General features: G+C 74.6%; 18 protein-coding genes. 7 read left to right on the top strand and 11 right to left on the bottom strand.

Going from position 1 to position 22,506, the window contains the following annotated elements:
* Positions 1-54 precede the first annotated feature (54 nt).
* The 6 genes from ahcY to PUR56_RS26995 form a co-directional block, all read right to left on the bottom strand.
* A complete protein-coding gene (ahcY, locus tag PUR56_RS27020) occupies positions 55-1,503 on the bottom strand; it encodes an adenosylhomocysteinase (protein ID WP_329950824.1) in 1,449 nt (482 codons plus the stop codon).
* Positions 1,504-1,904: 401 nt separating this feature from the next.
* Positions 1,905-2,882 (bottom strand): cation diffusion facilitator family transporter, encoded by a 978-nt coding sequence (locus tag PUR56_RS27015; protein WP_329950823.1) that lies wholly within the window; start codon positions 2,880-2,882, stop codon positions 1,905-1,907.
* A gap of 91 nt (positions 2,883-2,973) precedes the next feature.
* Positions 2,974-4,257: an SIS domain-containing protein gene (locus tag PUR56_RS27010; RefSeq protein ID WP_329950822.1), complete on the bottom strand. Its 1,284-nt coding sequence runs from the start codon at positions 4,255-4,257 to the stop codon at positions 2,974-2,976.
* 203 nt (positions 4,258-4,460) lie between these two features.
* Positions 4,461-4,643, bottom strand: a complete 183-nt coding sequence (locus PUR56_RS27005) for a Trm112 family protein (protein ID WP_329882778.1) — start codon at positions 4,641-4,643, stop codon at positions 4,461-4,463.
* Between the two features lie 86 nt (positions 4,644-4,729).
* Complete coding sequence (locus PUR56_RS27000) at positions 4,730-6,175, bottom strand: phosphomannomutase/phosphoglucomutase (RefSeq protein ID WP_443034575.1); 1,446 nt, start codon at positions 6,173-6,175, stop codon at positions 4,730-4,732.
* 115 nt (positions 6,176-6,290) lie between these two features.
* Positions 6,291-6,656 (bottom strand): DUF3499 domain-containing protein, encoded by a 366-nt coding sequence (locus PUR56_RS26995; protein ID WP_329950820.1) that lies wholly within the window; start codon positions 6,654-6,656, stop codon positions 6,291-6,293.
* A gap of 162 nt (positions 6,657-6,818) precedes the next feature.
* Between PUR56_RS26995 and PUR56_RS26990 the strand changes: the two genes are divergently transcribed.
* Complete coding sequence (locus PUR56_RS26990) at positions 6,819-7,274, top strand: metallopeptidase family protein (RefSeq protein ID WP_329882775.1); 456 nt, start codon at positions 6,819-6,821, stop codon at positions 7,272-7,274.
* An 84-nt stretch (positions 7,275-7,358) separates the two neighbouring features.
* Here PUR56_RS26990 and PUR56_RS26985 read toward each other — a convergent pair whose 3' ends face one another.
* The 3 genes from PUR56_RS26985 to PUR56_RS26975 form a co-directional block, all read right to left on the bottom strand.
* Positions 7,359-9,026, bottom strand: coding sequence for a DUF5719 family protein (locus PUR56_RS26985; protein ID WP_329950819.1), 1,668 nt, complete (start codon positions 9,024-9,026; stop codon positions 7,359-7,361).
* Positions 9,027-9,032: 6 nt separating this feature from the next.
* Positions 9,033-12,923, bottom strand: coding sequence for a glycosyltransferase family 2 protein (locus PUR56_RS26980; protein ID WP_329950818.1), 3,891 nt, complete (start codon positions 12,921-12,923; stop codon positions 9,033-9,035).
* A 270-nt stretch (positions 12,924-13,193) separates the two neighbouring features.
* On the bottom strand, positions 13,194-13,463 hold the full coding sequence (locus tag PUR56_RS26975; protein ID WP_030310813.1) for a WhiB family transcriptional regulator: 270 nt from the start codon (positions 13,461-13,463) through the stop codon (positions 13,194-13,196).
* Between the two features lie 619 nt (positions 13,464-14,082).
* Here PUR56_RS26975 and PUR56_RS26970 point away from each other — a divergent pair.
* From PUR56_RS26970 to PUR56_RS26960, 3 genes are all read left to right on the top strand, one after another.
* A complete protein-coding gene (locus tag PUR56_RS26970) occupies positions 14,083-14,739 on the top strand; it encodes a cysteine dioxygenase (protein ID WP_329950817.1) in 657 nt (218 codons plus the stop codon).
* 68 nt (positions 14,740-14,807) lie between these two features.
* Positions 14,808-15,818 (top strand): 2-phospho-L-lactate transferase, encoded by a 1,011-nt coding sequence (gene cofD, locus PUR56_RS26965; RefSeq protein WP_329950816.1) that lies wholly within the window; start codon positions 14,808-14,810, stop codon positions 15,816-15,818.
* Positions 15,815-17,107: a coenzyme F420-0:L-glutamate ligase gene (locus PUR56_RS26960; protein ID WP_329950815.1), complete on the top strand. Its 1,293-nt coding sequence runs from the start codon at positions 15,815-15,817 to the stop codon at positions 17,105-17,107. The genes cofD and PUR56_RS26960 overlap by 4 nt, the downstream gene beginning before the upstream one ends.
* Before the next feature lie 81 nt (positions 17,108-17,188).
* Here the strand turns inward: PUR56_RS26960 and PUR56_RS26955 are convergent, their stop codons facing one another.
* Positions 17,189-18,124, bottom strand: coding sequence for a DNA-3-methyladenine glycosylase family protein (locus PUR56_RS26955; RefSeq protein ID WP_329950814.1), 936 nt, complete (start codon positions 18,122-18,124; stop codon positions 17,189-17,191).
* A gap of 39 nt (positions 18,125-18,163) precedes the next feature.
* Here PUR56_RS26955 and PUR56_RS26950 point away from each other — a divergent pair, with 39 nt between their 5' ends.
* Positions 18,164-18,646 (top strand): SgcJ/EcaC family oxidoreductase, encoded by a 483-nt coding sequence (locus tag PUR56_RS26950; protein ID WP_329950813.1) that lies wholly within the window; start codon positions 18,164-18,166, stop codon positions 18,644-18,646.
* A 107-nt stretch (positions 18,647-18,753) separates the two neighbouring features.
* Here the strand turns inward: PUR56_RS26950 and PUR56_RS26945 are convergent, their stop codons facing one another.
* The gene (locus PUR56_RS26945) at positions 18,754-20,025 is read right to left on the bottom strand and encodes a peptidoglycan recognition protein family protein (protein WP_329950812.1); all 1,272 of its coding nucleotides are present in this window, start codon (positions 20,023-20,025) and stop codon (positions 18,754-18,756) included.
* 103 nt (positions 20,026-20,128) lie between these two features.
* Here PUR56_RS26945 and PUR56_RS26940 point away from each other — a divergent pair, with 103 nt between their 5' ends.
* The gene (locus PUR56_RS26940) at positions 20,129-20,920 is read left to right on the top strand and encodes a TIGR03089 family protein (protein ID WP_329882765.1); all 792 of its coding nucleotides are present in this window, start codon (positions 20,129-20,131) and stop codon (positions 20,918-20,920) included.
* 36 nt (positions 20,921-20,956) lie between these two features.
* Complete coding sequence (locus tag PUR56_RS26935) at positions 20,957-22,438, top strand: LCP family protein (protein WP_329950811.1); 1,482 nt, start codon at positions 20,957-20,959, stop codon at positions 22,436-22,438.
* Positions 22,439-22,506: the final 68 nt, after the last annotated feature.

The following is a 22,506-nucleotide window of genomic DNA, read 5'->3' as shown; positions in this document are numbered from 1 at the left end:
TGGCCGGCACCCCCGAGCGGGGGTGCCGGCCACCGGCGTGTGCCGTCGGGCGGATCAGTAGCGGTACTGGTCCGCCTTGTACGGGCCGTCGACGGAGACGCCGATGTAGTCGGCCTGGTCCTTGCTGAGGGTGGTCAGCTTCACGCCCAGCGCGTCGAGGTGCAGGCGGGCGACCTTCTCGTCCAGGTGCTTCGGCAGCACGTAGACGCCGATCGGGTACTGCTCGGTCTTCGTGAACAGCTCGATCTGGGCGATCGTCTGGTTGGCGAAGGAGTTGGACATCACGAACGACGGGTGGCCGGTCGCGTTGCCCAGGTTCAGCAGGCGGCCCTCGGAGAGGACGATGATGGTGCGGCCGTCGGCCTTGCGCCACTCGTGGACCTGCGGCTTGACCTCGGTCTTCACGACGCCCGGGAGCTTCGCGAGGCCGGCCATGTCGATCTCGTTGTCGAAGTGACCGATGTTGCCGACGATGGCCTGGTGCTTCATCCGGGCCATGTGGGAGGCCATGATGATGTCCTTGTTGCCGGTCGTGGTGATGAAGATGTCGGCGGTCTCGACGACCTCTTCCAGGGTGGTGACCTGGTAGCCGTCCATCGCCGCCTGGAGCGCGCAGATCGGGTCGATCTCGGTGACGATGACCCGGGCGCCCTGGCCGCGCAGCGACTCGGCGCAGCCCTTGCCCACGTCGCCGTAGCCGGCGACGACGGCGACCTTGCCGCCGATCAGGACGTCGGTGGCGCGGTTGATGCCGTCGATCAGCGAGTGGCGGCAGCCGTACTTGTTGTCGAACTTCGACTTGGTGACCGAGTCGTTGACGTTGATGGCCGGGAAGAGCAGGTTGCCGTCACGGTGCATCTCGTACAGGCGGTGGACACCGGTGGTGGTCTCCTCGGTGACGCCCTTGATGGTGGCGGCGACCTCGGTCCACTTGTTCGGGGTGTCCTTGAGGGTGCGGTTGAGCAGCTCCAGGATGATCCGGAACTCGTCGTTGTCCGCGGTGGACGGGTCCGGCGCGACGCCCGCCTTCTCGAACTCGACGCCCTTGTGGATCAGCAGGGTGGCGTCGCCGCCGTCGTCGAGGATCATGTTCGGGGTCTGGCCGTTCGGCCAGGTGAGCGCCTGCTCGGTGCACCACCAGTACTCGTCCAGCGTCTCGCCCTTCCAGGCGAAGACCGGCACGCCCTGCGGGTTCTCCGGGGTGCCCTCCGGGCCGACCGCGATGGCGGCGGCGGCGTGGTCCTGGGTGGAGAAGATGTTGCAGGAGCACCAGCGGACCTCGGCACCGAGCGCGGTGAGGGTCTCGATCAGGACGGCGGTCTGCACGGTCATGTGCAGCGAGCCGGTGATCCGGGCGCCGGCCAGCGGCTGGGCCGCGGCGTACTCGGCGCGGATCGTCATCAGGCCGGGCATCTCGTGCTCGGCCAGCTGGATCTCCTTGCGGCCGAACGGCGCCAGGGAAAGGTCGGCGACCTTGAAGTCACCGGTGATGTCGGTCGACATGCGTCTGCTCCTCGCTGATGGGGTGGGGCGTGGCCAAGGTCCTCGGGGTGCGTCACAGCGCGGCGGGCCGCACAGGTGGGCGGCGACGCCGGGACGGTACCGGTCCGGGAGGGACCGGTGCCCCGCTGTTCGCACAAACCGTCGGAGGACCTCTGTCCCTCGACCGGCGCGTGCCCGTGCGGACACGGGCCGCCGATCGACCGCCATCAGCAGCGACGTTCTGGCTCTGAGGACGAATCTACACCGCAGGCCCCGGACGGCGGCCCGGTACGACCGTTTTTCGGCCTCGCCCCCGGCGGCGCGCACGTCCCGTGCACGCCCCGTACGAGCCCCTTACGAGCCCCGCACGTGTGCCGCCCGGTCCGGCCCCGCGGCGCTGCGCGGTGGCCGGTACGCGGCGGTCAGTGCGCGGCGTCCGGCACCGGCCCGCCGGGCGTGGCGTTCGGGTCGTCGCCCTCGGCCTCCTTCTCGGCGCTGAAGATGTCCGGCTCCAGGTAGATCACCCGCGCGATCTTCACGGCCCGGCGGACCCGCGCCTCGGCGGCGTCGATGGCCTGGGCCACCTCGGCGGCGGTGACGTCGGCGGGGACGGCGATCTTGGCGGCGACGAGCAGCTCCTCGGGGCCGAGGTGCAGCGTGCGCATGTGGATCACGCGGGTGACGGAGTCGTGGTCGACCAGCGCGTCGCGGATCTCGGCCACGACCTCGGGGTGGGCGGACTCGCCGATCAGCAGCGACCGGGTCTCCAGTGCCAGCACGATCGCGATGGCGATCAGCAGCACGCCGATCGAGAGCGTGCCGATGCCGTCCCAGACGGCGTCGCCGGTGATCACGGTCAGACTCACGCCGAACAGCGCCAGCACCAGGCCGATCAGCGCACCGGTGTCCTCCAGCAGCACGACCGGCAGCTCGGGGGCCTTGGCCCGGCGGATGTAGGCGGTCCAGCCGTGCTTGCCCTTGTCCTTCACGGCCTCGCGGTACGCGGTGTAGAAGGACCAGGCCTCCAGGCCGATCGCGAGGACCAGCACGCCGACCGGCCAGTACCAGTTGTCCAGCTCGTGCGGGTGGGCGATCTTCTCGTAGCCCTCGTAGATCGCGAACATGCCGCCGACGCTGAACAGCACGATCGAGACCAGGAACGCGTAGATGTACCGCTCGCGCCCGTAGCCGAACGGGTGCTCGGGGGTGGCGACCCGCTTCGAGCGCTTGCCGCCGACCAGCAGCAGCACCTGGTTGCCGGAGTCCGCGACCGAGTGGACGCCCTCCGCGAGCATCGACGAGGAGCCCGAGAACGCGAAGGCGACGAACTTGCTCACCGCAATGCCCAGGTTCGCGGACAATGCCGCGACGAGTGCCTTGGTACCGCCTTCGGTGCTCATGCTCGGGGTGGTCCCTCCGTCGGGGGCCGCCCACGCAGCCCGCGCCCAGTCGTTGTCGAGCGCATACGGTACCGGGCCGGGCCGGACGCGTTCAGGACTGTGCCGCGAGCCCGAGGTAGACGGCGGCGAAGTCGGTGAGCGCGACCAGGTCGGCCAGCGCGTGCAGCGGGTCGGCCCGGCGGCTGGCGTACTCGGTGAGCCGGACGTCGTGGGCGGCGGCGAGCCGGTGCGCCCGGGTGGCGCCGAAGCTGCGCGGGCCCTCGTCGTCGGCCGGTACCTCGGCCGGGCCGTCGTCCGGCTCGCCGGGCCCGGCCGGAGCCGCGGACGGCTGGTCGCCGGGGATGTGCCGCAGCAGCAGGACCTGGAGGTGCAGCGGGTCCGGCTCCTCCACCCGGTCGCGGAAGAAGTCGTCCGGGTCGGCCCCGGCGCCGAGCTGGCCGGTGAACATGCCGCGGTGCGCGGTGAGCACCTGCGGCAGCGGGCCGGCGAGGGCCGGGCGGCCGGCCCGGTCGGCGAGCTGGGCGGCGAACCGGCCGGCGGCCGCCCCGGCCACCGGGCCCTCGGCCCACAGCAGCGGTACCGTCCCGGCCAGCCGGGCGGCCAGCCCCTTGGCCGGGTTGGTGTACGCGGCGGCGTCCGGGCGGCAGCGGACGGCGCTCTCGTCCAGCAGGTCCGCGGTGGCCGCCAGCGCGTCGTACGGCAGTTGGGTGACGCCGAGCTTCTGGCAGAGCGCGAGCAGCGGCGTGAGGTGGGACCAGAGCGCGGCCGGGTCCTCGGCGGGCAGGTCGGGCTCGGCGGCGTACGCGGCCGCGGGCGGGGTGCCGTCGTCAGGGGAGTCGGACGACAGGGCGGACGGCACGAAGGGCAGCGGCAGGGCGCGGACCTGGAGCGCGGCCCCGGCGAGCGGACTGCCCTCGGGCGCGACGACCACGATCGCGCAGCCGCGCGCGTAGGCCTGCTCGGCGAGGGCGACCAGGCCCTGTTCGCCGCCGTCGGCGGAGCTCACCACCAGCAGGTCGAGCGGCCCGGCCCAGCCGGGGAGCTGCCAGGCCAGGCCGGCCGTGAAGACGGGCGGCGCGGTGGCCCGGTCGGTGCGCGGGACGGGCGCGGCGTCCGCGGGCGGCAGCGGGGAGACCAGGCTCGCGGTCCCGGCCAGGGCCGCCAGCATCTCGGCGGCGGTCAGCGCGCTGCCGTGGCCGGCGACCAGGACGGCGCGCGGGCGGCCGTCGGGGCGGAGCCGGTCGATGCCTGCGGCTTCGGCGAGCCGCAGCGCGGTGCGGACCCGGGCGCCGGAACCGGCCAGGGCCAGCAGGGCGCGGTCGTGGTCGGCGCGCCGGAGGGCGGCCGGGTCGTCGAGCAGGGTGTCGTCGAGCATGCGGCGGGCCTCCGGCTGCTGGCTGGGCGCTGAGGGCTGCTGGCTGAGGGGTGTGCGGCGGGGTGGTGCGGCGGAGTTCCACCGCGGGCACTGCCGGTACTGCCGGTACTGCCGGTACTGCGGAGACTGCGAGCAAGGCCGGTACTGCGGGTATGCCGGTACTGCGGGGTGCGGGTCGGGCCCGGTGGCGCCCGACCCAAGGATCACGCGGGGCGGCGGGCCTCGTCCACCAGCAGGACCGGAATGCCGTCCCGGACCGGGTAGGCCAGGCCGCATCCCTCGCCGGCGCAGACCAGCTCCGGCTGCTCCTCGGTGCCGCCCTCGGTGAGCGCGGACCGGCACTGCGGGCAGACCAGGATCTCCAGCAGGAAGGCTTCGAGCTTCATGGGGTTCGGGCTCCAGTTCAGAGGGATGGCACGGCGGTGCCCCGGCCGAGAGGAAACCCTACCGGCCGGGGCACGACGGGTGTGCGTCAGGCGCGGACGAGCGCGAGGACGCCGTCACGCAGCTCGGCCATCCTCGCCGGGTCCTTCGCCTCGACGTTCAGGCGCAGCAGCGGCTCGGTGTTGGAGGCGCGCAGGTTGAACCACCAGTCGGGGCCGGTGACGGTCAGGCCGTCCAGCTCGTCGACGGTGACGTCCTCCGGGCCGGCGTAGGCGGCGCGGACGGCGGCGGTCCGGTCGGCCTGGTCGGCGACGGTGCTGTTGATCTCGCCGGAGGCCGCGTACCGGTCGTACTCGGCGGTGAGCTCGGAGAGGGTGCGGTCCTGTCCGCCGAGGGCGGCCAGCACGTGCAGCGCGGCGAGCATGCCGGTGTCGGCGCGCCAGAAGTCGCGGAAGTAGTAGTGCGCGGAGTGCTCGCCGCCGAAGACCGCGTCGGTGACGGCCATCTCCTGCTTGATGAAGGAGTGGCCGACCCGGGTGCGGACCGGCTTGCCGCCGAGCTCGCGGACCACCTCGGGGACGGTCCAGGAGGTGATCAGGTTGTGGATGACGGTCGGCTCGTCCTCGCCGGCGGCCCGGGCGCGGGCGATCTCGCGGACGGCGACCAGCGCGGTGATGGCGGACGGGGAGACCGGCTCGCCGCGCTCGTCGACGACGAAGCAGCGGTCGGCGTCGCCGTCGAAGGCGAGGCCGAGGTCGGCGCCGACCTCGCGGACCTTGGCCTGGAGGTCGACCAGGTTCTTCGGGTCGAGCGGGTTGGCCTCGTGGTTGGGGAAGGTGCCGTCGAGCTCGAAGTACATCGGGACGAGGTCGATCGGCAGGCCGTCGAAGACGGTCGGGACGGTGTGCCCGCCCATGCCGTTGCCCGCGTCGACGGCGACCTTGAGCGGGCGGACGGCGGTGAGGTCGACCAGACCGAGCAGGTGGTCGGCGTAGCCGCGCAGGGTGTCCTGCTCGGAGAGGGAGCCGGGCTCGACGTCCCGGACCGGCACGGTGACGGTGTCGTCGGCGGCGGTCCAGGACTCGACCAGCTCGCGGATCTCGGAGAGCCCGGTGTCCTGGCCGACGGGGGCGGCGCCGGCACGGCAGAGCTTGATGCCGTTGTACTCGGCCGGGTTGTGGCTGGCGGTGAACATCGCGCCGGGCAGGTCGAGCGAGCCGCTGGCGTAGTACAGCTGGTCGGTCGAGCAGAGGCCGATCCGGACGACGTCCGCGCCGTAGGCGGCGGCGCCCTCGGCGAAGGCCAGGCTGAGCGACGGGGACGAGGGCCGCATGTCGTGGCCGACCACGATCGCGGTCGCCCCGGTGACCTGCACGAACGCGGCGCCGAAGGCGCGGGAGAGGTTCTCGTCCCACTGGTCCGGGACGACGCCTCGGACGTCGTACGCCTTCACGAGCTGCTTGAGGTCGCGCACTGCGGCTCCACCCTGGTTCTCCGTCTGATCGACGGGTCGGTCGACGGGCTGGTCGCCCATGGTCACGATACGTCCGGGCTCGGCAGCGGCCGGTACCCGGTCATGGGGCAGCGTACCGGGGCCGGTGGAGGCGTTCGTGCGAGGCGGGTGGTGCCCGGGGGGTGGGGACCGGGTGTCAGTTGTCGGGCGAGCGGAGCACCCGGAGGTGGCCGCGGCGGCCGGCCTCGGTGGATTCGCCCTCGGGGCCGCGGCCCTGACGGGGGGTCTGCGGGCGGGCGGCCTCGCGGACGGCGTTGGCGAGCGCTTCGAGGTCGTCACTGCTGCGGCGGAGCGGGCCGGCCTCGGCGACGAGCCGGACCACCTCCCAGCCGCGCGGGGCGGTGAGGCGCTCGGCGTGCTGGGCGCACAGGTCGTAGCAGTGCGGCTCGGCGTAGGTGGCGAGCGGGCCCAGGACGGCGGTGGAGTCCGCGTAGACGTACGTCAGCGTTGCGACGGCCGGCCGGCCGCACGCGGTCCGCGAACAACGACGTACAGAGCTCACGAGGGTGGACGGTACAGCACTCCCCGCCGGGGAGCGAAGACCGCCTGCCCGGAGGGCGTCCCGTGTCGCGGCCGCGCGCCCGTGCGTGCACCCGCCGCCCCGGGCGATTAGGTGCGGGGGTGGTCCACTTCCGACCGCCCAAGGACTACCCTCGGCAGTGATATGGACAGCTCCGCACCGCAGTCATCGACGGGTCCCTCGCGCCGCCCCCGGCACCGTGACCGGCACGGCAGGGGGCTGCGCGGCCCGCTGGCGCCTCCGCAGGTACCGATCTCGCTCACGCGCTCCGAGTTGTTCGACGACTACGTGCGCGAATCGGTGGAGCGGCTTGAACGGCGTTGGCCGCAGTTGATCGAAGTCGAGTTCGCCGTCCAGGAGGTGCCGCTGCACGAGCCTGACGGCACGGCCGATCCCGACGGCGGGGTGCCGTTGGGCCGGGTCTCACCGGGCCGGCAGGGGCGGAAGAGTCAGATCGTGGTGTACCGGCGGCCGGTGGAGATCCGGGCGAAGTCGCGGGAGGACCGTGCGGCGCTGGTGCACGAGATCCTGATCGAGCAGGTCGCCGAGCTGCTGGGGCTCTCGCCGGACGCCATCGACCCGCGCTACGACGAGGACTGACGGTCACCGGCCCGACGGCGGCGGGGGCGGTACCCGAAACCGGGTACCGCCCCCGCCGCCGTCGTCGGGTCCGTCGGTCCGCGCTCAGCGCAGGACCACGCCCGGGTCCTGGGCGGCCTTCGGGACCTGCACGCTGCTGCGGTCGTCGCGGAGCGCCTGGATGGTGAACATCGGCACGTCCTTGGTGGTGATCGCGAGCATCCGGGCGGCGGCGACCGGACCGCCGGAGACGGTCTCCACGGTGAGCGCGTAGGAGCCGTTCAGTCCGGTGGGCTCGGGTGCCGGGAGGGCGACCGTGCCGCCGGCCGGCAGCTCGACGTCCTTGGTGGCGGGCGTGCCGCCGCCGGTGCCCGCCGAGGCGGTGACCCGGACGGTGGCGGCCTCGCCGGTGGAGGTGAGGAAGAGCGTGGAGGCGCCGCCGCCGCGGTTGTCGGCCACGGTGGCGCGGGCGCCGACCGGCACGGTGCCGCTCAGCCAGGCCGCGTCGGACTTGCCGTTGGCCGCGGCGCGGTCGATCCGCAGGCCTGCCACCACCTTGGTGGGGTGCTTGTCGTCGGTGGGCGACAGGCGCAGGCCCGCCACCTCGTCCCGGGTGACCTTGCCGAGGTCGACGGCGACCACCGTGCCGGCCTTGACGTGGACGGACTCGTTGCCGGCCGGGGTGAACCAGCCGTTCTTGCCGGAGAGCTGGATCTTCAGGTCCGCGTCGTCCTCCGGCGGGGCCCACACCACCAGCCGGGCGGCCGAGGTGTCGGCGGGAAGCCCGGGGAGCACCTGGGTGGGCGCCGGATCGGCGGAGGCCGGCACCCAGTCGGCTCCCTTGGCGCCGTCGGCGGCGTGCAGGGCGGCGCCGACCCGGCCGGTGCGGGCGACCACCTGTACGACCAGGTCGGCGACCTGGCCCCTGCTGATCGTGGGCAGCAGCACCGACTGCGAGCTGCCGGGGGCGACGGTGATGCCGTTGGCGGCGTCGTTCTCGATCAGGCCCTTGTCGCCGTAGAGCTTGAGGTCGACCACGGCGGCGGTGGACTCGGCGTTGACCAGGCTGACGTAGTCGGTGCGGTCCCCGGCCGTGGAGGCGCCGGCGAACCAGAAGCCGGTGCCCGCCGGTGTGCAGGTGAGACCGGAGAGCCCGAGGCCGCGCTGCTCGGTGACGGTGGTGGTCTGGGTGACGGTGAAGCCGGGGGCGAGTGCCCCGGTGGCGACGGCTCCGGCGCCCGGGGCGGTGTCGCCGTTGGAGGCCGGGGCGGTCACCGGGGTGCCCGGCTTGGCCAGGGTGAGCCGGGCGTCGGCGGGCGCGGCGTTCTTGTCGACGGCGGGCGCGGCGGTCGCCGGCGCACCGGTCGGCGCACCGGTCGCGGCCGGGGCCGGGGTGGCCGGGGCCGCGGACGGCGGGGCGGCGGCGGGTGCGGCCGCCTCGGAGATCCAGCCGGCCCCGCCGGCGGCGGGCGCGCCGGCACCCGGCGGGGTGTAGGCGGTGAACGCGGTGGAGCCGGTGAGGCCCTGGATCGGCTGCGGGCAGACCACCGAGGTCCGCTCGACCTGCGCCGAGGCGGCGGTGGCGGTGGTCGCGGCCGGGGTCGCCGGCGGGCGGAGCGAGGCGATCCCGAACACCGCCGCCAGCACCACGGCGGCGGCCAGCAGCGACTGGGTGGTCCTCGCCGCGCCGGAGCCCTTCGGGGCGGGGCCGGACTGTCCGGCGGCCCCCTCGGTCTGCGGGTCGGACTTCTTCTTGAACGCGGGCTTCTTCATCGCAGGTCAGCTCCCCGATCCGTGGTGGTGCGGGTACCGGCCCGGCCCGTGCGGATCGTTCGGGTCATTCGGACTGTTCGGGTCGTAGTAGGGCTCGGGCTGCGGCTGCCCCGGCACCCACGGCTGCTGCCCGGTCTGCTGGTACTGGTCGTAGCCGTACGCCGGGTCCTGCGGCTCCTGCTGCTGGTACGGGTCGTAGCCCGGGGTCTGCGGGTAGGCCTGCGGCTGGTAGCCGTCCTGCCCGTAGCCCGCCCCGCCGCCGTACGGCGCGGCCACCGGCTGCTGCGCGGTGTAGGGGTCGTAGCTGTACGGGTCGGCCTGCTGGTAGGCCTGGTACGGGTCCGCGTACGGCTCGGACTCCTGGGCGGCGGCGGCCGCCCGGACCGCGCCGCCCGACGGGTCGCCGGCGGCCTGGGCCGGGACCGCGCCCGGCCGGCCCTCGTACACGCCGCCGTCCGGGTCGCCGTGCTCCGGGCCGTCGCCGGCCTCGCCGCCCTCGGCGCGCTCGGCCATCCGGCGGGCCCGGCGGCTGCCGGGGGCGGGGGCCTGCGCCTGGGCCGCGGCGGCCAGTGCGGCGGCGGCCACCACGTCCTCCGGGAGGTCGTCGTCCTTGTGGCTGCGCCGGCCGGGCAGGGCCAGCACCAGGACGGTCAGGCCGAGCAGCAGCTGGGCCCAGATCCAGCCGGTGTGCAGCAGGCTGCCCTCCCGGGTGACGGCCAGCTTGCCGCCGGCCGCCGGGAGCTTGAAGCCCTGCGCCCAGCCGTCGACGGTGGTCGCCTCCAGCGCGGTGCCGTCCAGGGTGGCCTGCCACTCGGGGCCGACGGCCTCGGCGAGCCGGAGGACCCGGCCCTCGGGACCGGCCGGGACGGTGGTGGCGATGTCGCGTTCGCCGGACGGGACCACCACCGGGACGGCGCCCGGGGCGGTGATCAGGGCGCGGGTCGCCGGGGTGCCGTCGACCTGCCAGAGCGCGGCGCCGCCGTCCTGGTTGGCCTTGACCAGGCCGGGGGTGGTGTCGAGGACGTCCTTGAAGGCGCCGATCAGCGGCTGGTCGACCAGGACGTAGGCGATGCCGTACCCGGCGAGCGCGACCGCCTGGTCGGCGCCGGAGCCGGCCAGCAGGCTGCCGACCGTCCGGTCCAGGCCCGCGGTGGTGCCGGTGGCCGGGTCGACGGTGGACTCGGCCTGGCCGAGCGTCAGCCCGGCGCCGCGGACCACGGTGTAGCTGACCGAGCCGCCCTTCCGGTCGCCGGTGACGACCAGGGTGCGGGAGCGGTCGGAGGTGCCGGCCTGCTCCGCGATGAAGGCGGGTACCTGGGCGGAGCGGGCCCGGTGCAGCGGTCCGTCGGCGCCGGTGACCGCCCACCAGAGACCGGTGCCCAGCGGGGCGAGCACCGCGGCGGCCACCACCAGGGCGGCGACGGGCTGGCGCCAGCCGAAGGCGATGCCGGCCACGCGGGTGTTGGCGCCGTCGGCGCCGATCGCGGCGGCGGCGAGCAGGGCGATGCCGGCCAGCAGGGTGGCCGGGCCGGACCACGCGGGAATGTCCGGGCCGCCGGAGGCCGGGGTCACCGAGGTGCCGGCGACCGCGACCGCGAAGAGCAGTCCGGCCCCGGCCGCGCCCCAGGCGGCGAGCACCGCGCGGCGGCGGTCGGCCCGGAGCAGGGCGGCCAGCGCGGCGAGCACCACACCGGCGGAGAGCCAGACCGGCGGCACCCCGGCGCCACCCGGGTTGACCATGAGCAGGCCGGCCGCGGAGGGGACGGCGCCGTGCGGGCCGGGCAGGCCGGCCTCCAGCAGCAGCCGCTGGGGGTGCGACAGCACCTGGAACGACCAGGGGGCGAGCACCGCCACCGGAAGCGCGAGGATCACCAGGACGCGCAGGCCGAGCAGGCGCAGCGCGGCGACGCCGGAGCCGAAGGCACCGCCCCGGACCACCGCGGCGACCAGCATGGCCAGGCAGAGCGGGACGGCCAGGGCCCAGGCCAGCGGGACGAACGCGGTGGCCAGGGTGAGCAGCAGGACGGTCATCCAGACGGGGCGCCAGCCCGGCCGGGCGCCCTTGGCGGCGCTCTCGGCGCGGATGCCGAGGCCGGCGCCGATCGCGGCGGCGCGGGCCAGCGGCGGCAGCAGGACGGCGAGGACGGCGGTGCCGATCCGGCCCTGGGCGAGTGCACCGGTGGCGGCGGGCAGCAGCGCGTAGGTGGCGCTGGCCCAGGCGCGGACCAGCTTGGAGTCGATCAGCGGCCGGGAGACCAGGTAGGCGCTGACCGCCGAGAGCGGAACGGCGAGGACGACCAGCAGGGTGACCGCGAGGTCGGCGTGGTCGAACAGGATCCAGGAGAGCACCGACAGCACCGCGAGGTAGGGCGGCGCCGCGGAGGTGGAGCCGGTGCCGACCGGGTGCCAGGCGTCGGCGTACATCGACCAGAGGCCGGCGGCGCCGTCGGACGCGGGCAGCAGGGCGCCGCCGAACAGGGCGCCGCCGCCGAACAGGCCGCGGCAGGCGACCAGGGCGAACACCAGCAGGGCGGCGAACAGGACCGGCGCGGGGCGCCGGGCCAGCTTCTTGATCAGCGTGAACTGCTCGACGACCAGGTCCTCGGCGTCCTCGTCGCCGGGGCCCGCCTCGACCGAGCCGTGCCGGCCGGCTCCGGCGTCGTCCGCTCCCCCTATGCCGAGCGAGCCGACCACACTTTCGACGGCGAGGCGGGCGGTGGCGCCGGGTGCGGGGAAGAGCGTCCGGTCGTCCAGGGCGTCGGCGGCGCGGGCCCGGGCCCGGCGTTTGCGGGCGGCCAGCAGACGGGGGAAGCGGACCAGCTCGTGGCCGAGGCCGGCCAGCTCGTCGAAGGCCTGCTTCGGGTCCTTGCCGAGCAGGTTGGCGACCACCCGCAGCACGGTGCCGAGCACCAGCCGGAGCAGGACGTAGGGGAAGAGCACGCCCTTGGAGTTGGCGAGCAGGGTGTAGACGGCGCCGGCCTTGTCCATCCGGTGCGGGTGGGCGGGGCCGCAGTCGATGGCGCGGCGCTCGCGGCTGGCGGCCTCGGCGTGCCGCAGCACGGCGTCGGGGGCGACGACGACCCGGTGGCCGGCCGCGTTGACGCGCCAGCAGAAGTCGGCGTCGTCGCGCATCAGCGGCAGGGCCTTGTCGAAGCCGCCGAGCTCCTCGAAGACGTCGCGGCGCACCAGCATGCCCGCGGAGGAGACGGCGAGCACCGGGCGGACCTGGTCGTGCTGGCCCTGGTCCTGCTCGCGGCGGTCGAGACCGGTCCAGCGGCGGCCGGAGCGCGCGATGCTGATGCCGACCTCCAGCAGCTGGCGCCGGTCGTACCAGCTGCGCAGCTTGGGGCCGACCACGGCGGCGCTGGGGGTGGAGTCGGCGACCTGGAGGAGGCGGCGCAGCGCGTCGGTCTGCGGCTCGCAGTCGTCGTGCAGCAGCCAGAGCCACTCGATCGGCTGGGTCTCCCGGGGGCCGCCGCGGCCGAGGTCGTCGTCCTGGCCGAGCGGGTCGCCGAAGTCGTCCCAGCCGCCGGTGACCGGGTCGTAGCCGGAGGGGTCGAGGCGGTAGGGCAGGTCCTCGGGCCGCAGCGGCGGGCTGTTGAAGACGGCCTCGGCGACGGCGGTGCCGAAGCCCGCCCGGCGGCCGAGGACGGTCGGGCCGCTCTCCGGGAGCCAGTCGGCGAGGGTGTCGGCGAGCAGTCGCGGAGAGTCGTCGGTGGAGCCGGTGTCGACGGCGAGGATCCGCTGGACCTGGCGGTCCTGGCCGAGCAGGCCCGCGAGGGCCTGGGGCAGCCAGCGGGCGCCGTCGTGCGAGACGATCACGGCGGTGACCAGGTGACGCGGATAGGCGGGCGGCCTGCTGGCGGAGAGTCCGCTCTGGTGGCTGTAGACGGTCATCGCGTGCGCGGGCCCCAGTTCTCGGTGGACACAGCCGGTGAACGGCAACCGGATGGCGCACCACACTAACGGCTCCGGGTGGCCGCTCCGTCCACGGAGTCCGTGCGAGCGGTGCAGGGGCCGTGGAGAAAGGGCCGGGAACACGAAGGCGCCTCACCACCGGGGTGAGGCGCCTTCAGGGCGGTGCGGGTGTCCGGCCGCGGTCGCCGCCGGGGTTCGCGGAGGGTCGGGAGGGTCCGGAGCGGTGGCCGGGCCCGGAGGCCGGACCGGTCAGACGGCGCTCTTCTTGAGCCGACGGCGCTCGCGCTCGGAGAGGCCGCCCCAGATGCCGAACCGCTCGTCGTTGGCCAGGGCGTACTCCAGGCACTCGGAACGGACCTCGCAGGCGAGGCAGACCTTCTTGGCCTCGCGGGTCGAGCCGCCCTTCTCCGGGAAGAAGGACTCGGGGTCGGTCTGGGCGCACAGCGCGCGCTCCTGCCAGCCGAGTTCCTCCTCCTCTTCGATGCCGTCACCGATCAACAGCTCAAAGAGCTCGCTCATGTGGCGCGCCTCCTCTGCCCCTATTGGCGTCCCCGTGGTTGCCGTTGCCTCGTGCGGCCGACGACACGAGTGAAATTACAGTTGCGTCACTCTGGCCCAGTCAAGCCGAGCTCTGGTATTGGGGCCAGGATTCACTCCCCGGCACCAAGCCGTTACGAATAGTGTACATAACCGGACACATGGGACCTGTCGCCCGATTGCCTCGAACGTTCATGAACCGTTCGCCATCAGGGGCCGAATGACGCGCACTCACCTGCACAGGCCGGTCATCGGGCTGCCTTCCCGGCGATCTTCTCATCGAAACATAGAGGGTGATTTATCACCCCATCGGTTAGTTCATGGCCGATATCACCTGAATGTCCGCTCTCCGGAGTTGACACCGCACCCGCGGATGCGGTCTCCTTTCCCCTATGTCAGAGTTCGCCAGCCCCCGGAGCGGTTCCACGCTCCGCCGTGCCGTGAACTCCTGTTGTCGCCTCTGTTCCTGCCGCTGTATCTAGGCGCCCGCCGTCCCACCGCGCGCCGCCCAGGAAGCACAGAGGCCGCCCGCGATTCCCGCCCCAGGACATCCCGGATCCGGCTGATCCCCTGACGAACCAGCCATCCGAGGACGACTCCCGTGCGAATGATCCGCATCCGCAAGCGGAACCGCGACCGCAACAAGCTCATCCACCGCGGTCCCGGTGCCGCACACCCGGCTACCCCGGTCCGCCCGACCCATGCCTGGACGGACGGACTCAGCGACGTTTCCATCGCCGGCGACCCGCTGGCCTTCCCGCACCTCGCCCGCACCGACCTGCCCAGCCACCCCACCACCGTCGCCGGCTACGCCCAGCTGGTCCGCGAGATCGCCGCCGACCGCTCCCGCTGGGAGCCGCTCGTCCGCTACGACGCGCTCACCCGCTGGTACTCCCGGCTGGAGACCGGCCCCGGCTACGAGGTCTGGCTGCTCAGCTGGCTGCCCGGCCAGAGCAGCGGCTTCCACGACCACGGCGAGTCCAACGGCGTCATGACCGTCGTCCGGGGCGAGCTGGTCGAGCGCTCGCTCACGCACGCGGGCGAGGGCGCCCGGACGCTGCGCCCCGGCGGGCAGCGCGTCTTCTCCTCCGGCTACCTGCACGAGGTGGTCAACGGCTCGCTGGAGCCGGCCGTCTCCATCCACCTGTACACCCCCGGTCTGACCGCGATGAACCAGTACGGCGGCGCCGCGGTCCCCGAGCAGCACGCCGACCGGGAACCGCAGCAGCACCCGCAGGAGCAGGCCGGAGCCCACTGACCCGGGACCCGGCCACGGACGGTCGAGGGTCGGGCTGACGACCCGTCGGCGCGTGGCAGGATGGGCGCATGCGCATCGTGGCACTGGCAGGCGGGATCGGCGGAGCGCGTTTCCTGCGCGGACTCCGGGAGGCCATCGGTCCCGAGGACGAGATCACCGTCATCGGCAACACCGGTGACGACATCCACCTCTACGGACTGAAGGTCTGCCCCGACCTCGACACCGTGATGTACACCCTCGGCGGAGGAATCCACGAGGAACAGGGCTGGGGCCGCACCGACGAGACCTGGTCGATCAAGGCCGAGATGAAGGAGTACGGCGTCGGCCCCGAGTGGTTCGGGCTCGGCGACCGCGACTTCGCCACCCACCTCGTCCGCAGCCAGATGCTCACCGCCGGCTACACCCTCAGCCAGGTCACCGAGGCGCTCTGCGTCCGCTGGCGGCCCGGCGTGCGGCTGCTGCCCATGAGCGACGACCGGATCGAGACCCACGTCAGGATCACCGACGAGCAGGGCACCCGGGCGATCCACTTCCAGGAGTACTGGGTCAGGCTGCACGCCGCCGTCGACGCCGAGGCCATCGTCCCGGTCGGCGCCGACACCGCCAAGCCCGCACCCGGCGTGCTGGAGGCCATCGCCGCCGCCGACGTCATCCTCTTCCCGCCGTCCAACCCGGTCGTCTCGATCGGCACCATCCTCGCCGTGCCCGGCATCCGCGCCGCGGTGGCCGCCGCGACCGCCCCCGTGGTCGGGCTCTCCCCGATCATCGGCGGCGCGCCCGTCCGGGGCATGGCCGACAAGGTGCTCGCCGCCGTCGGCGTCGAGGCCACCGCCGAGGCCGTCGCGCTGAACTACGGGAGCAGGGCGGCGCTGCGGGACGGCACGGACGAGGGCGGCCCCGGACACCGGGAGGGCCTGCTCGACGGCTGGCTGGTCGACACCGCCGACGAGGCCTCCGTGGCCGCCGTCGAGGCGGGCGGCATCGCCTGCCGGGCCGTCCCGCTGCTGATGACCGACGTCCCCACCACCGCCGAGATGGCCAGGGCCGCCCTCGCGCTCGCCGAGCAGGTGCGCGCGTGACCCTGACCGTCCTCCCCGTCACCGGACTGCCCGAGATCGACGAGAGCTCCGACCTCGCCGGACTGATCGCCAAGGCCGCGGCGTACGAGGACGGCGACATCCTGCTCGTCACCTCCAAGGTGATCAGCAAGGCCGAGGGCCGGGTGCTCCGGGCCGCCGACCGGGAGTCCGCGATCGACGCCGAGACCGTCCGGGTGATCGCCCGGCGCGGCAGCATCCGGATCGTCGAGAACCGCAACGGCCTGGTCATGGCCGCAGCCGGCGTCGACGCCTCCAACACCGCCCCCGGCACCGTCCTGCTGCTCCCCGAGGACCCGGACGGCTCGGCCCGCGCCCTGCGCGCCCGCCTCCAGCAGCTGACCGGCCGCCGGCTCGCCGTCGTCGTCACCGACACCTTCGGCCGCCCCTGGCGCAACGGGCTCACCGACGTCGCCATCGGCGCCGCCGGGCTGCCCGTCCTGGAGGACCACCGGGGCCGCACCGACTCGCACGGCAACGAACTGGCCCTCACCGTCACCGCCACGGCCGACGAGCTCGCCGCCGCCGCCGACCTGGTGAAGGGCAAGGCCACCGGCACCCCGGTCGCCGTGGTCCGCGGCCTCGGCCACCTCGTCACCGCCGAGGACGGCGAGGGCGTCCGGCCGATCATCCGCCCCGCCACCGAGGACATGTTCCGGCTCGGCACCTCCGAAGCGGTCCGACAGGCCGTCACCCAGCGGCGCACCGTCCGCGCCTTCACCTCCGAACCGGTCGACCCCGGCGCCGTCCGGCGCGCCGTCGCCGCCGCGGTCACCGCACCCGCACCGCACCACACCACGCCCTGGCGGTTCGTCCTGCTGGAGACCCCCTCGGTGCGGACCGAGCTGCTGGACGCGATGCTCGCCGCCTGGCGACGCGACCTCGCCGGACTCGACGGCTGGGACGAGGAGAAGATCGCCCGCCGTACCGCCCGCGGCGACGTCCTGCGGGCCGCGCCCTACCTGGTCGTGCCCTGCCTGGTGATGGACGGCTCGCACGACTACCCCGACGCGCGCCGGACCGCGGCCGAACGGGAGATGTTCACCGTCGCGATCGGCGCCGCCGTGCAGAACCTGCTGGTCGCCCTGGCCGGCGAGGGCTACGGCTCGGCCTGGGTCTCCTCCACCATGTTCTGCCGCGACACCGTGCGGGAGGTGCTGGACCTCCCCGGTCACTGGGACCCGATGGGCGCCGTGGCCGTCGGCCGCCCCGCGGAGCCGCCGCGCAGCCGCCCGGAGCGCACCGCCGACGCGTTCGTCGAGGTGCGGTAGCCGCACCTCGACACGGGAGCGGCCGACGCCGGGATCAGCTGCCGAGGTCGTCCGGCAGCAGCCGGAAGCGGAGAGTCCGCGTCAGCGGTGGCGGTGGTCGTTGGGGGCGAGGCGGGGGCCGAAGCGGGGTGCGTGGGCGCCGGTGGAGGCGAGCAGGCGGCAGAGCCGGTGGCGGTGCGGACGGTACGGCTCCAGCAGGGCCAGCATCTGGGCGTCGTCGCTGCGCACCCGGCCGGCCAGCGCCCAGCCGACCGTGTTCGGGAGGTGGAAGTCGCCGACCGAGACCGCGTCCGGATCCCCGTTGCTGCGCTGCAGCGTCTCGGCCGCCGTCCAGACACCGATCCCGGGGACGGCGGTGAGGCGGGCGAAGGCGGCGGTGTGGTCCATCGCGGACGCCTCCTCCAGCCGGGGTGCCAGCCGGACGGCCCGCTGGACCGTCGCCGAGCGCTTCGGGTCCACACCCGCACGGTGCCACTCCCAGCTCGGCACCATGGCCCACTCCCGCGCCGACGGCGCCACCCACATGTCCTCGGCCGGGCCCGGCGCCGGGGTGCCGAAGTCCCGCAGCAGGGTGCGCCAGGCCCGGTAGGCCTCCCTGGTGGTGACCTTCTGCTCCAGGATCGCCGGCACCAGCGACTCCATGACCAGGCCGGTCCTGGCCAGCCGCACCCCCGCCGCCGCGCGCTGGGCGTCGCGCAGCGGACCGGGCGGCAGCACCAGGCCCGCCGGGTCGTCCTCGGCGCCGAGCAGGACGGGCAGCCGGTCCAGCAGCCACTCGGCGCCCGGACCCCAGGCGTTCGCCTCGACCGCGCCCTCGGCCGGGCGGGCCAGCACCCGCAGGGTGCCGACACCCGCCGGGGTGCGGGACGCCCGCCAGACCGCGCCGTCCCCCGTGGTCCGGTACGACGGGTCGGCGGGGCCGCGGCGCAGCGGGAGCAGGGTCCGGGCCGCGTCCAGCGGGAAACCGGGCCGCCAGCGGCGGGCGGTGCCCTCCACCGTCGCGACTGCGCCGTTCATCGCCGTGCACCTCCATCGCTCGCCCCCGACCATGGGGGTATGAACGATACGCGGCTGCCGGAGCTCTCCCCGGGGGACCGGAGCGCGGTGCGGGCCCTCTACCGCCGGGCCCTGGAGGGGTGGAACCTGCGGGACGGTTCGGCGTTCGCCGGACCGTTCGCGGCGGACGGCGAGGTGATCGGGTTCGACGGGACCCGGCACAGCGGGCGATCGGTGATGGCCGCCGAACCGGGCCGGATCTTCACGGACCACGCCACCCCTGAGTATGTCGCCAAGGTGCGGCGGGTCCGGGCACTGGGGCCGGGGGTCGCGCAGCTGGACGCGGTGGCGGGGCTGGTGCCGGACGACGCGGAGGACCCGGACCCGGCGCTGAACGCGGTGCAGACGGTGAACGCGGGGGCGGGGTGGCGGATCACGCTGCTGCAGAACACCCCCGCCCGGTACGACCTGCGGCCGGACCTCGCGCAGGCGTTGACGGCGGAGCTGCGGGGGCTGACCGGGCGGGGGCCGGGGCCGGAGTGACGCCGGGGCGGCACCTGATCGCCGTCTCCTTCGCCCCGCCGCCCGCACCCCGGCGGTGGGGCGCGCGGGGGTGCGGGCGGCGGAAGGGTCCGGCGGGCAGCGGGGGGTCAGCGGCCCTGGAGCGCGGCGGCCCGGGTCCGCAGGTCGGGCAGCAGCGGGTAGAGGGCGGCCCCGGGGCACTCGGTGTTGAAGCCGTCGCGGTGGCCGGAGACGGCGTCGAAGCCGACCCTCGTCCCCAGGGGGTAGCGGCTGGCGTTCGACCCGGACACCAGCTGGGTACGGCCGGCGGCGTCCTGGTCGGTGAGACCGAGCTTCCAGGCGGAGATCCCGGCCAGGCCGTCCAGCAGGGGCTGCGGCGGGACGTCGGTGACGTAGGTGCCGATCGCCGCGACGCCGGCCGAGTCGGTGTTGAAGCCCAGGGTGTGCGCGCCGTGCACCGGCAGGTCGGTGCCGCCGGCGCGGCCCTCGTAGACGGTGCCGCAGCGGTCGACCAGGAAGTTGTAGCCGATGTCCCGCCAGCCGTTGCCCTGCACGTGGTACTGGTAGATCGCCCGGATCACCCGGGGCGCGTCCGCGCACTCGTACGCGGTGGCCGTGGCGGTGTGGTGGACGAAGACGACCCGGACCGCACCGGTGTACGCGAACTCCGCCTCGCGGATGGACTCGTCGGCGCCCCAGCCGGCCCGGGTGACGATCCCGGGCCGCGGCGCCTGGTGACCCACCCGTCGACCGCCGCCCGGGGGTTCGGCGGGCAGCGTCCGGACGGCCGCGGAGTCGGCGCCGTGCCCCGGGTCGACCAGGTCGACCCGCAGCCCGGCCGGCAGACCGCCGGGACCGGGCAGCACCTCGACGGCCACCCCGTCGCTCGGCCCGGTCCAGAGCGGTGCCGTCGCACCGCGCGGCAGACGGTCCGGGCCGTGGGCCGTGCCGTCCGGACCGTCCTCGCCGTCCGTCTCCAGCTCGTGCCAGCCGCTCCACACCCGGGTGGCCGCGTCCCGGGTGCGGACCCGGACGGTACCGCCGGCCAGCGAGCTCGCGGGGCCGTCCCAGCCGACGCCGAGCAGTTCGAACCGCGGGGTGGTGCGCGGCGTGAGGAGATGACCGGCGGTCAGCGGCAGGGTGGTGACCGAGCCGCCGCCCGCCGAGGTCCGGATCCGGGCGGACGGGCCAGCCGACGCGGCGGATGCCGCCGGTTGGAGCAGCAGGGCGGCGGTGCAGCCGGCGAGCAGGGCGGCGGGGACGGCGCCGCGGAGGGAACTGACGGGCCGGCGGGCGGCCGGGGGGTGGTGGGCCGACGGGCGCCGGAGGACCGGCAGGGAACGGAGGCCGGGCAGCGAACGGAGGGCGGCGGGCAGGACGATCGGGGAAAAGATGCGCATAAACGGGATGTTCACCTCAAACCGCCCCGAGCGCCACGCCGCTCCGCACCTGCTCCACCACCCTCCCGGTCGTCCACCCGAAGGCCGTAGGCTGGGGCGCACCATGACTGCGCCTTTCGCTGCCGATGCCCAAACCCCCGTCGAGCTGCTGCACGCATTCCTGCGAGGTGGCACTCCCTCGGTCGACCCTGCGGCCCCGCTGGTCACCTTCTACGACGACGCCACCGGCGAACGGGTGGAGCTGTCCGCCCGGACCTTCGACAACTGGGTGGCCAAGACCGCCAACCTGCTCCAGGACGAGCTGAACGCCGGCCCGGGCGACCGCGCCGCCCTCCTGCTACCGGCCCACTGGCAGAGCGCCGTATGGCTGCTGGCCTGCTGGTCCGTCGGAGTGGTGGCGCTGCCCGCCGGAGACCCGTCGACCACCGACCTGGTGGTCAGCGGACCTGACGGCCTGGAGGCCGCCCACGCGTGCGAGGGCGAACGGGTGGCACTCGCCCTGCGCCCGCTCGGCGGCCGGTTCCCGCAACGCCCGGACGGCTTCCTCGACTACGCCGCCGAGGTGCCGGGCCAGGGCGACCGGTTCGCCCCCTACTCCCCCGTCGCCCCGGACGCACCGGCGCTGGAGACCTTCGTCGACGGTCTGCCGCTGAAGCTGTCCGGGGACCAGACCGTCCGGCTCGCCCGCGAGGGCGCGGCCCGGCTCGGCCTGCAGCCGGGCGACCGGGTGCTCTCCACCCTCTCGTACGACGGCTGGACGGGCCTGGAGGCCGGCCTGCTGGCTCCGCTGGCGGCCGGCGCGTCGGTGGTGCTCTGCCGCAACTCGGACGGCCTGAGCGCCGAGCAGTGGGAGAAGCGGGTGGAATCCGAACGGGTGACACTGCGCCTCGGGTAACCCCCGGTCCGGGCCCGGCGGGTAGGGATCCCTGCCATGGCCGAGGACGACACCGAGCACCCCCCGACCGAGAACCCCGACGATCCGGGCCCGGGCACTCCGGACCCGGACGCTCCTGACACTCCGACCGCGCCCCGGCGACGGCGCCGACGGTGGTTGATGATCACCGCCGGCGCCCTCGCCTTCGTCCTGGTCGCCTGCGGCACCCTGCTCTGGATCGCCTACCGCAAGCTCGACGGCAACATCCGGACCGACTCCACCACCGACCAGCTGCTGGCCCGTCTGGAGGCCGAGCGCCCCAGCCGGACCGCCGGGGCCCGGGGCGCCGAGAACATCCTGCTGATCGGCAGCGACGACCGGACCGGTGCCAACGCCACCTACGGCACGGCCGGCGGCCAGCGCTCGGACACCACGATCCTGCTGCACCTGGCGGCGGACCGGCACCACGCGACCGCCGTCTCCATCCCGCGGGACGTCATGGTGACCGTCCCGGCGTGCCAGAAGCCGGACGGCACCCGCAGCCGCCAGAGCCTGATGCAGTTCAACGCGGCCTTCGAGACAGGCGGCCCGGCCTGCTCGATCCGGACCGTCGAACAGCTCAGCGGCATCCGCATCGACCACTACGTGATCCTCGACTTCGCCGGGTTCAAGCGCATGGTGGACGCCGTCGACGGGGTCGAGGTGTGCGTCCCGCAGGCGATCCACGACAAGGACGCCAAACTGGACCTGCTCGCCGGGCGCCAGACCCTGCGCGGCGAGCAGGCCCTCGGCTACGTCCGGGCCAGGGAGACCCTCGGCGACGGCAGCGACACCCAGCGGATGGGGCGTCAACAGCAGTTCCTGGCGGCGCTGATCCGCAAGGCCCAGTCGCAGGACGTGCTGCTCAACCCCACCAAGCTGTGGCCGGTCCTGGACGCGGCCACCTCCTCCGTCCAGGCCGACGGCGGGCTCTCCTCGCTCGGCGCGCTGTACGACCTCACCCAGGACCTGCGCGGCATCCCGTCGTCGGACGTGGTGTTCCTGACCGCCCCGCGCCGGCCGTACCGGTTCGACTCGGACCGGGACGAGTTCGTGCAGCCGCAGACCACGCAGCTGTTCACGGCCCTGCGGGACGACCGGCCGGTGACCGTCCGGCCACCGGGGTCGACCCCTTCGGCGGGGGCCTCACCGGGGGCCGGGACCGGCCCCTCGGCGGCGGCCCTCGCGTCGGTGACGGCCCTTCCGTCGGCAACGGCCCTTCCCTCGGCGACGGCCCTTCCCTCGGCGACGGCCCTTCCGTCCCCGGGGGCCGGCGCGTCGGCGGGCGCCCCGGCCGCTGCGGCGGCGGACTCCGCGGCGGAGGCGGCGGCCGGTGCGGCCGACACGGCAGTCGGTGCGGCGGCCGGGGCGGAGGCGGACGCTGCGGCGGCCGGGCCGGGCGGCGGCGCGGAGCGGGCATCCGGGGCGTCGCCGACCGCGACGGCTCCCCCGTCCTTCGAAGGGCGGACCGCCGACGTGGACGCCTGCACCGTGCATTGACCTCGGGTCAGGTCACACTTTCGTGTACGGATCATGATCTTCGCAGGTTCTCCCCGACAATTCCCAGG

This window comes from Streptomyces sp. BE303, assembly GCF_036290945.1.
Classification (GTDB): domain Bacteria; phylum Actinomycetota; class Actinomycetes; order Streptomycetales; family Streptomycetaceae; genus Kitasatospora.
This window is presented reverse-complemented; position numbering and strand designations above follow the sequence as displayed.

Coding starts and splice junctions, on each gene's coding strand:
- ahcY (WP_329950824.1), bottom strand. CDS start 1,503: ATGTCGACCGACATCACCGGTGACTTCAAGGTCGCCGACCTTTCCCTG.
- PUR56_RS26980 (WP_329950818.1), bottom strand. CDS start 12,923: ATGACCGTCTACAGCCACCAGAGCGGACTCTCCGCCAGCAGGCCGCCC.
- PUR56_RS27000 (WP_443034575.1), bottom strand. CDS start 6,175: ATGGGCGACCAGCCCGTCGACCGACCCGTCGATCAGACGGAGAACCAG.
- PUR56_RS27005 (WP_329882778.1), bottom strand. CDS start 4,643: ATGAAGCTCGAAGCCTTCCTGCTGGAGATCCTGGTCTGCCCGCAGTGC.
- PUR56_RS26935 (WP_329950811.1), top strand. CDS start 20,957: ATGGCCGAGGACGACACCGAGCACCCCCCGACCGAGAACCCCGACGAT.
- PUR56_RS26990 (WP_329882775.1), top strand. CDS start 6,819: ATGGACAGCTCCGCACCGCAGTCATCGACGGGTCCCTCGCGCCGCCCC.
- PUR56_RS26985 (WP_329950819.1), bottom strand. CDS start 9,026: ATGAAGAAGCCCGCGTTCAAGAAGAAGTCCGACCCGCAGACCGAGGGG.
- PUR56_RS27010 (WP_329950822.1), bottom strand. CDS start 4,257: ATGCTCGACGACACCCTGCTCGACGACCCGGCCGCCCTCCGGCGCGCC.
- PUR56_RS26975 (WP_030310813.1), bottom strand. CDS start 13,463: ATGAGCGAGCTCTTTGAGCTGTTGATCGGTGACGGCATCGAAGAGGAG.
- PUR56_RS26955 (WP_329950814.1), bottom strand. CDS start 18,124: ATGAACGGCGCAGTCGCGACGGTGGAGGGCACCGCCCGCCGCTGGCGG.
- PUR56_RS26940 (WP_329882765.1), top strand. CDS start 20,129: ATGACTGCGCCTTTCGCTGCCGATGCCCAAACCCCCGTCGAGCTGCTG.
- cofD (WP_329950816.1), top strand. CDS start 14,808: ATGCGCATCGTGGCACTGGCAGGCGGGATCGGCGGAGCGCGTTTCCTG.
- PUR56_RS27015 (WP_329950823.1), bottom strand. CDS start 2,882: ATGAGCACCGAAGGCGGTACCAAGGCACTCGTCGCGGCATTGTCCGCG.
- PUR56_RS26945 (WP_329950812.1), bottom strand. CDS start 20,025: ATGCGCATCTTTTCCCCGATCGTCCTGCCCGCCGCCCTCCGTTCGCTG.
- PUR56_RS26950 (WP_329950813.1), top strand. CDS start 18,164: ATGAACGATACGCGGCTGCCGGAGCTCTCCCCGGGGGACCGGAGCGCG.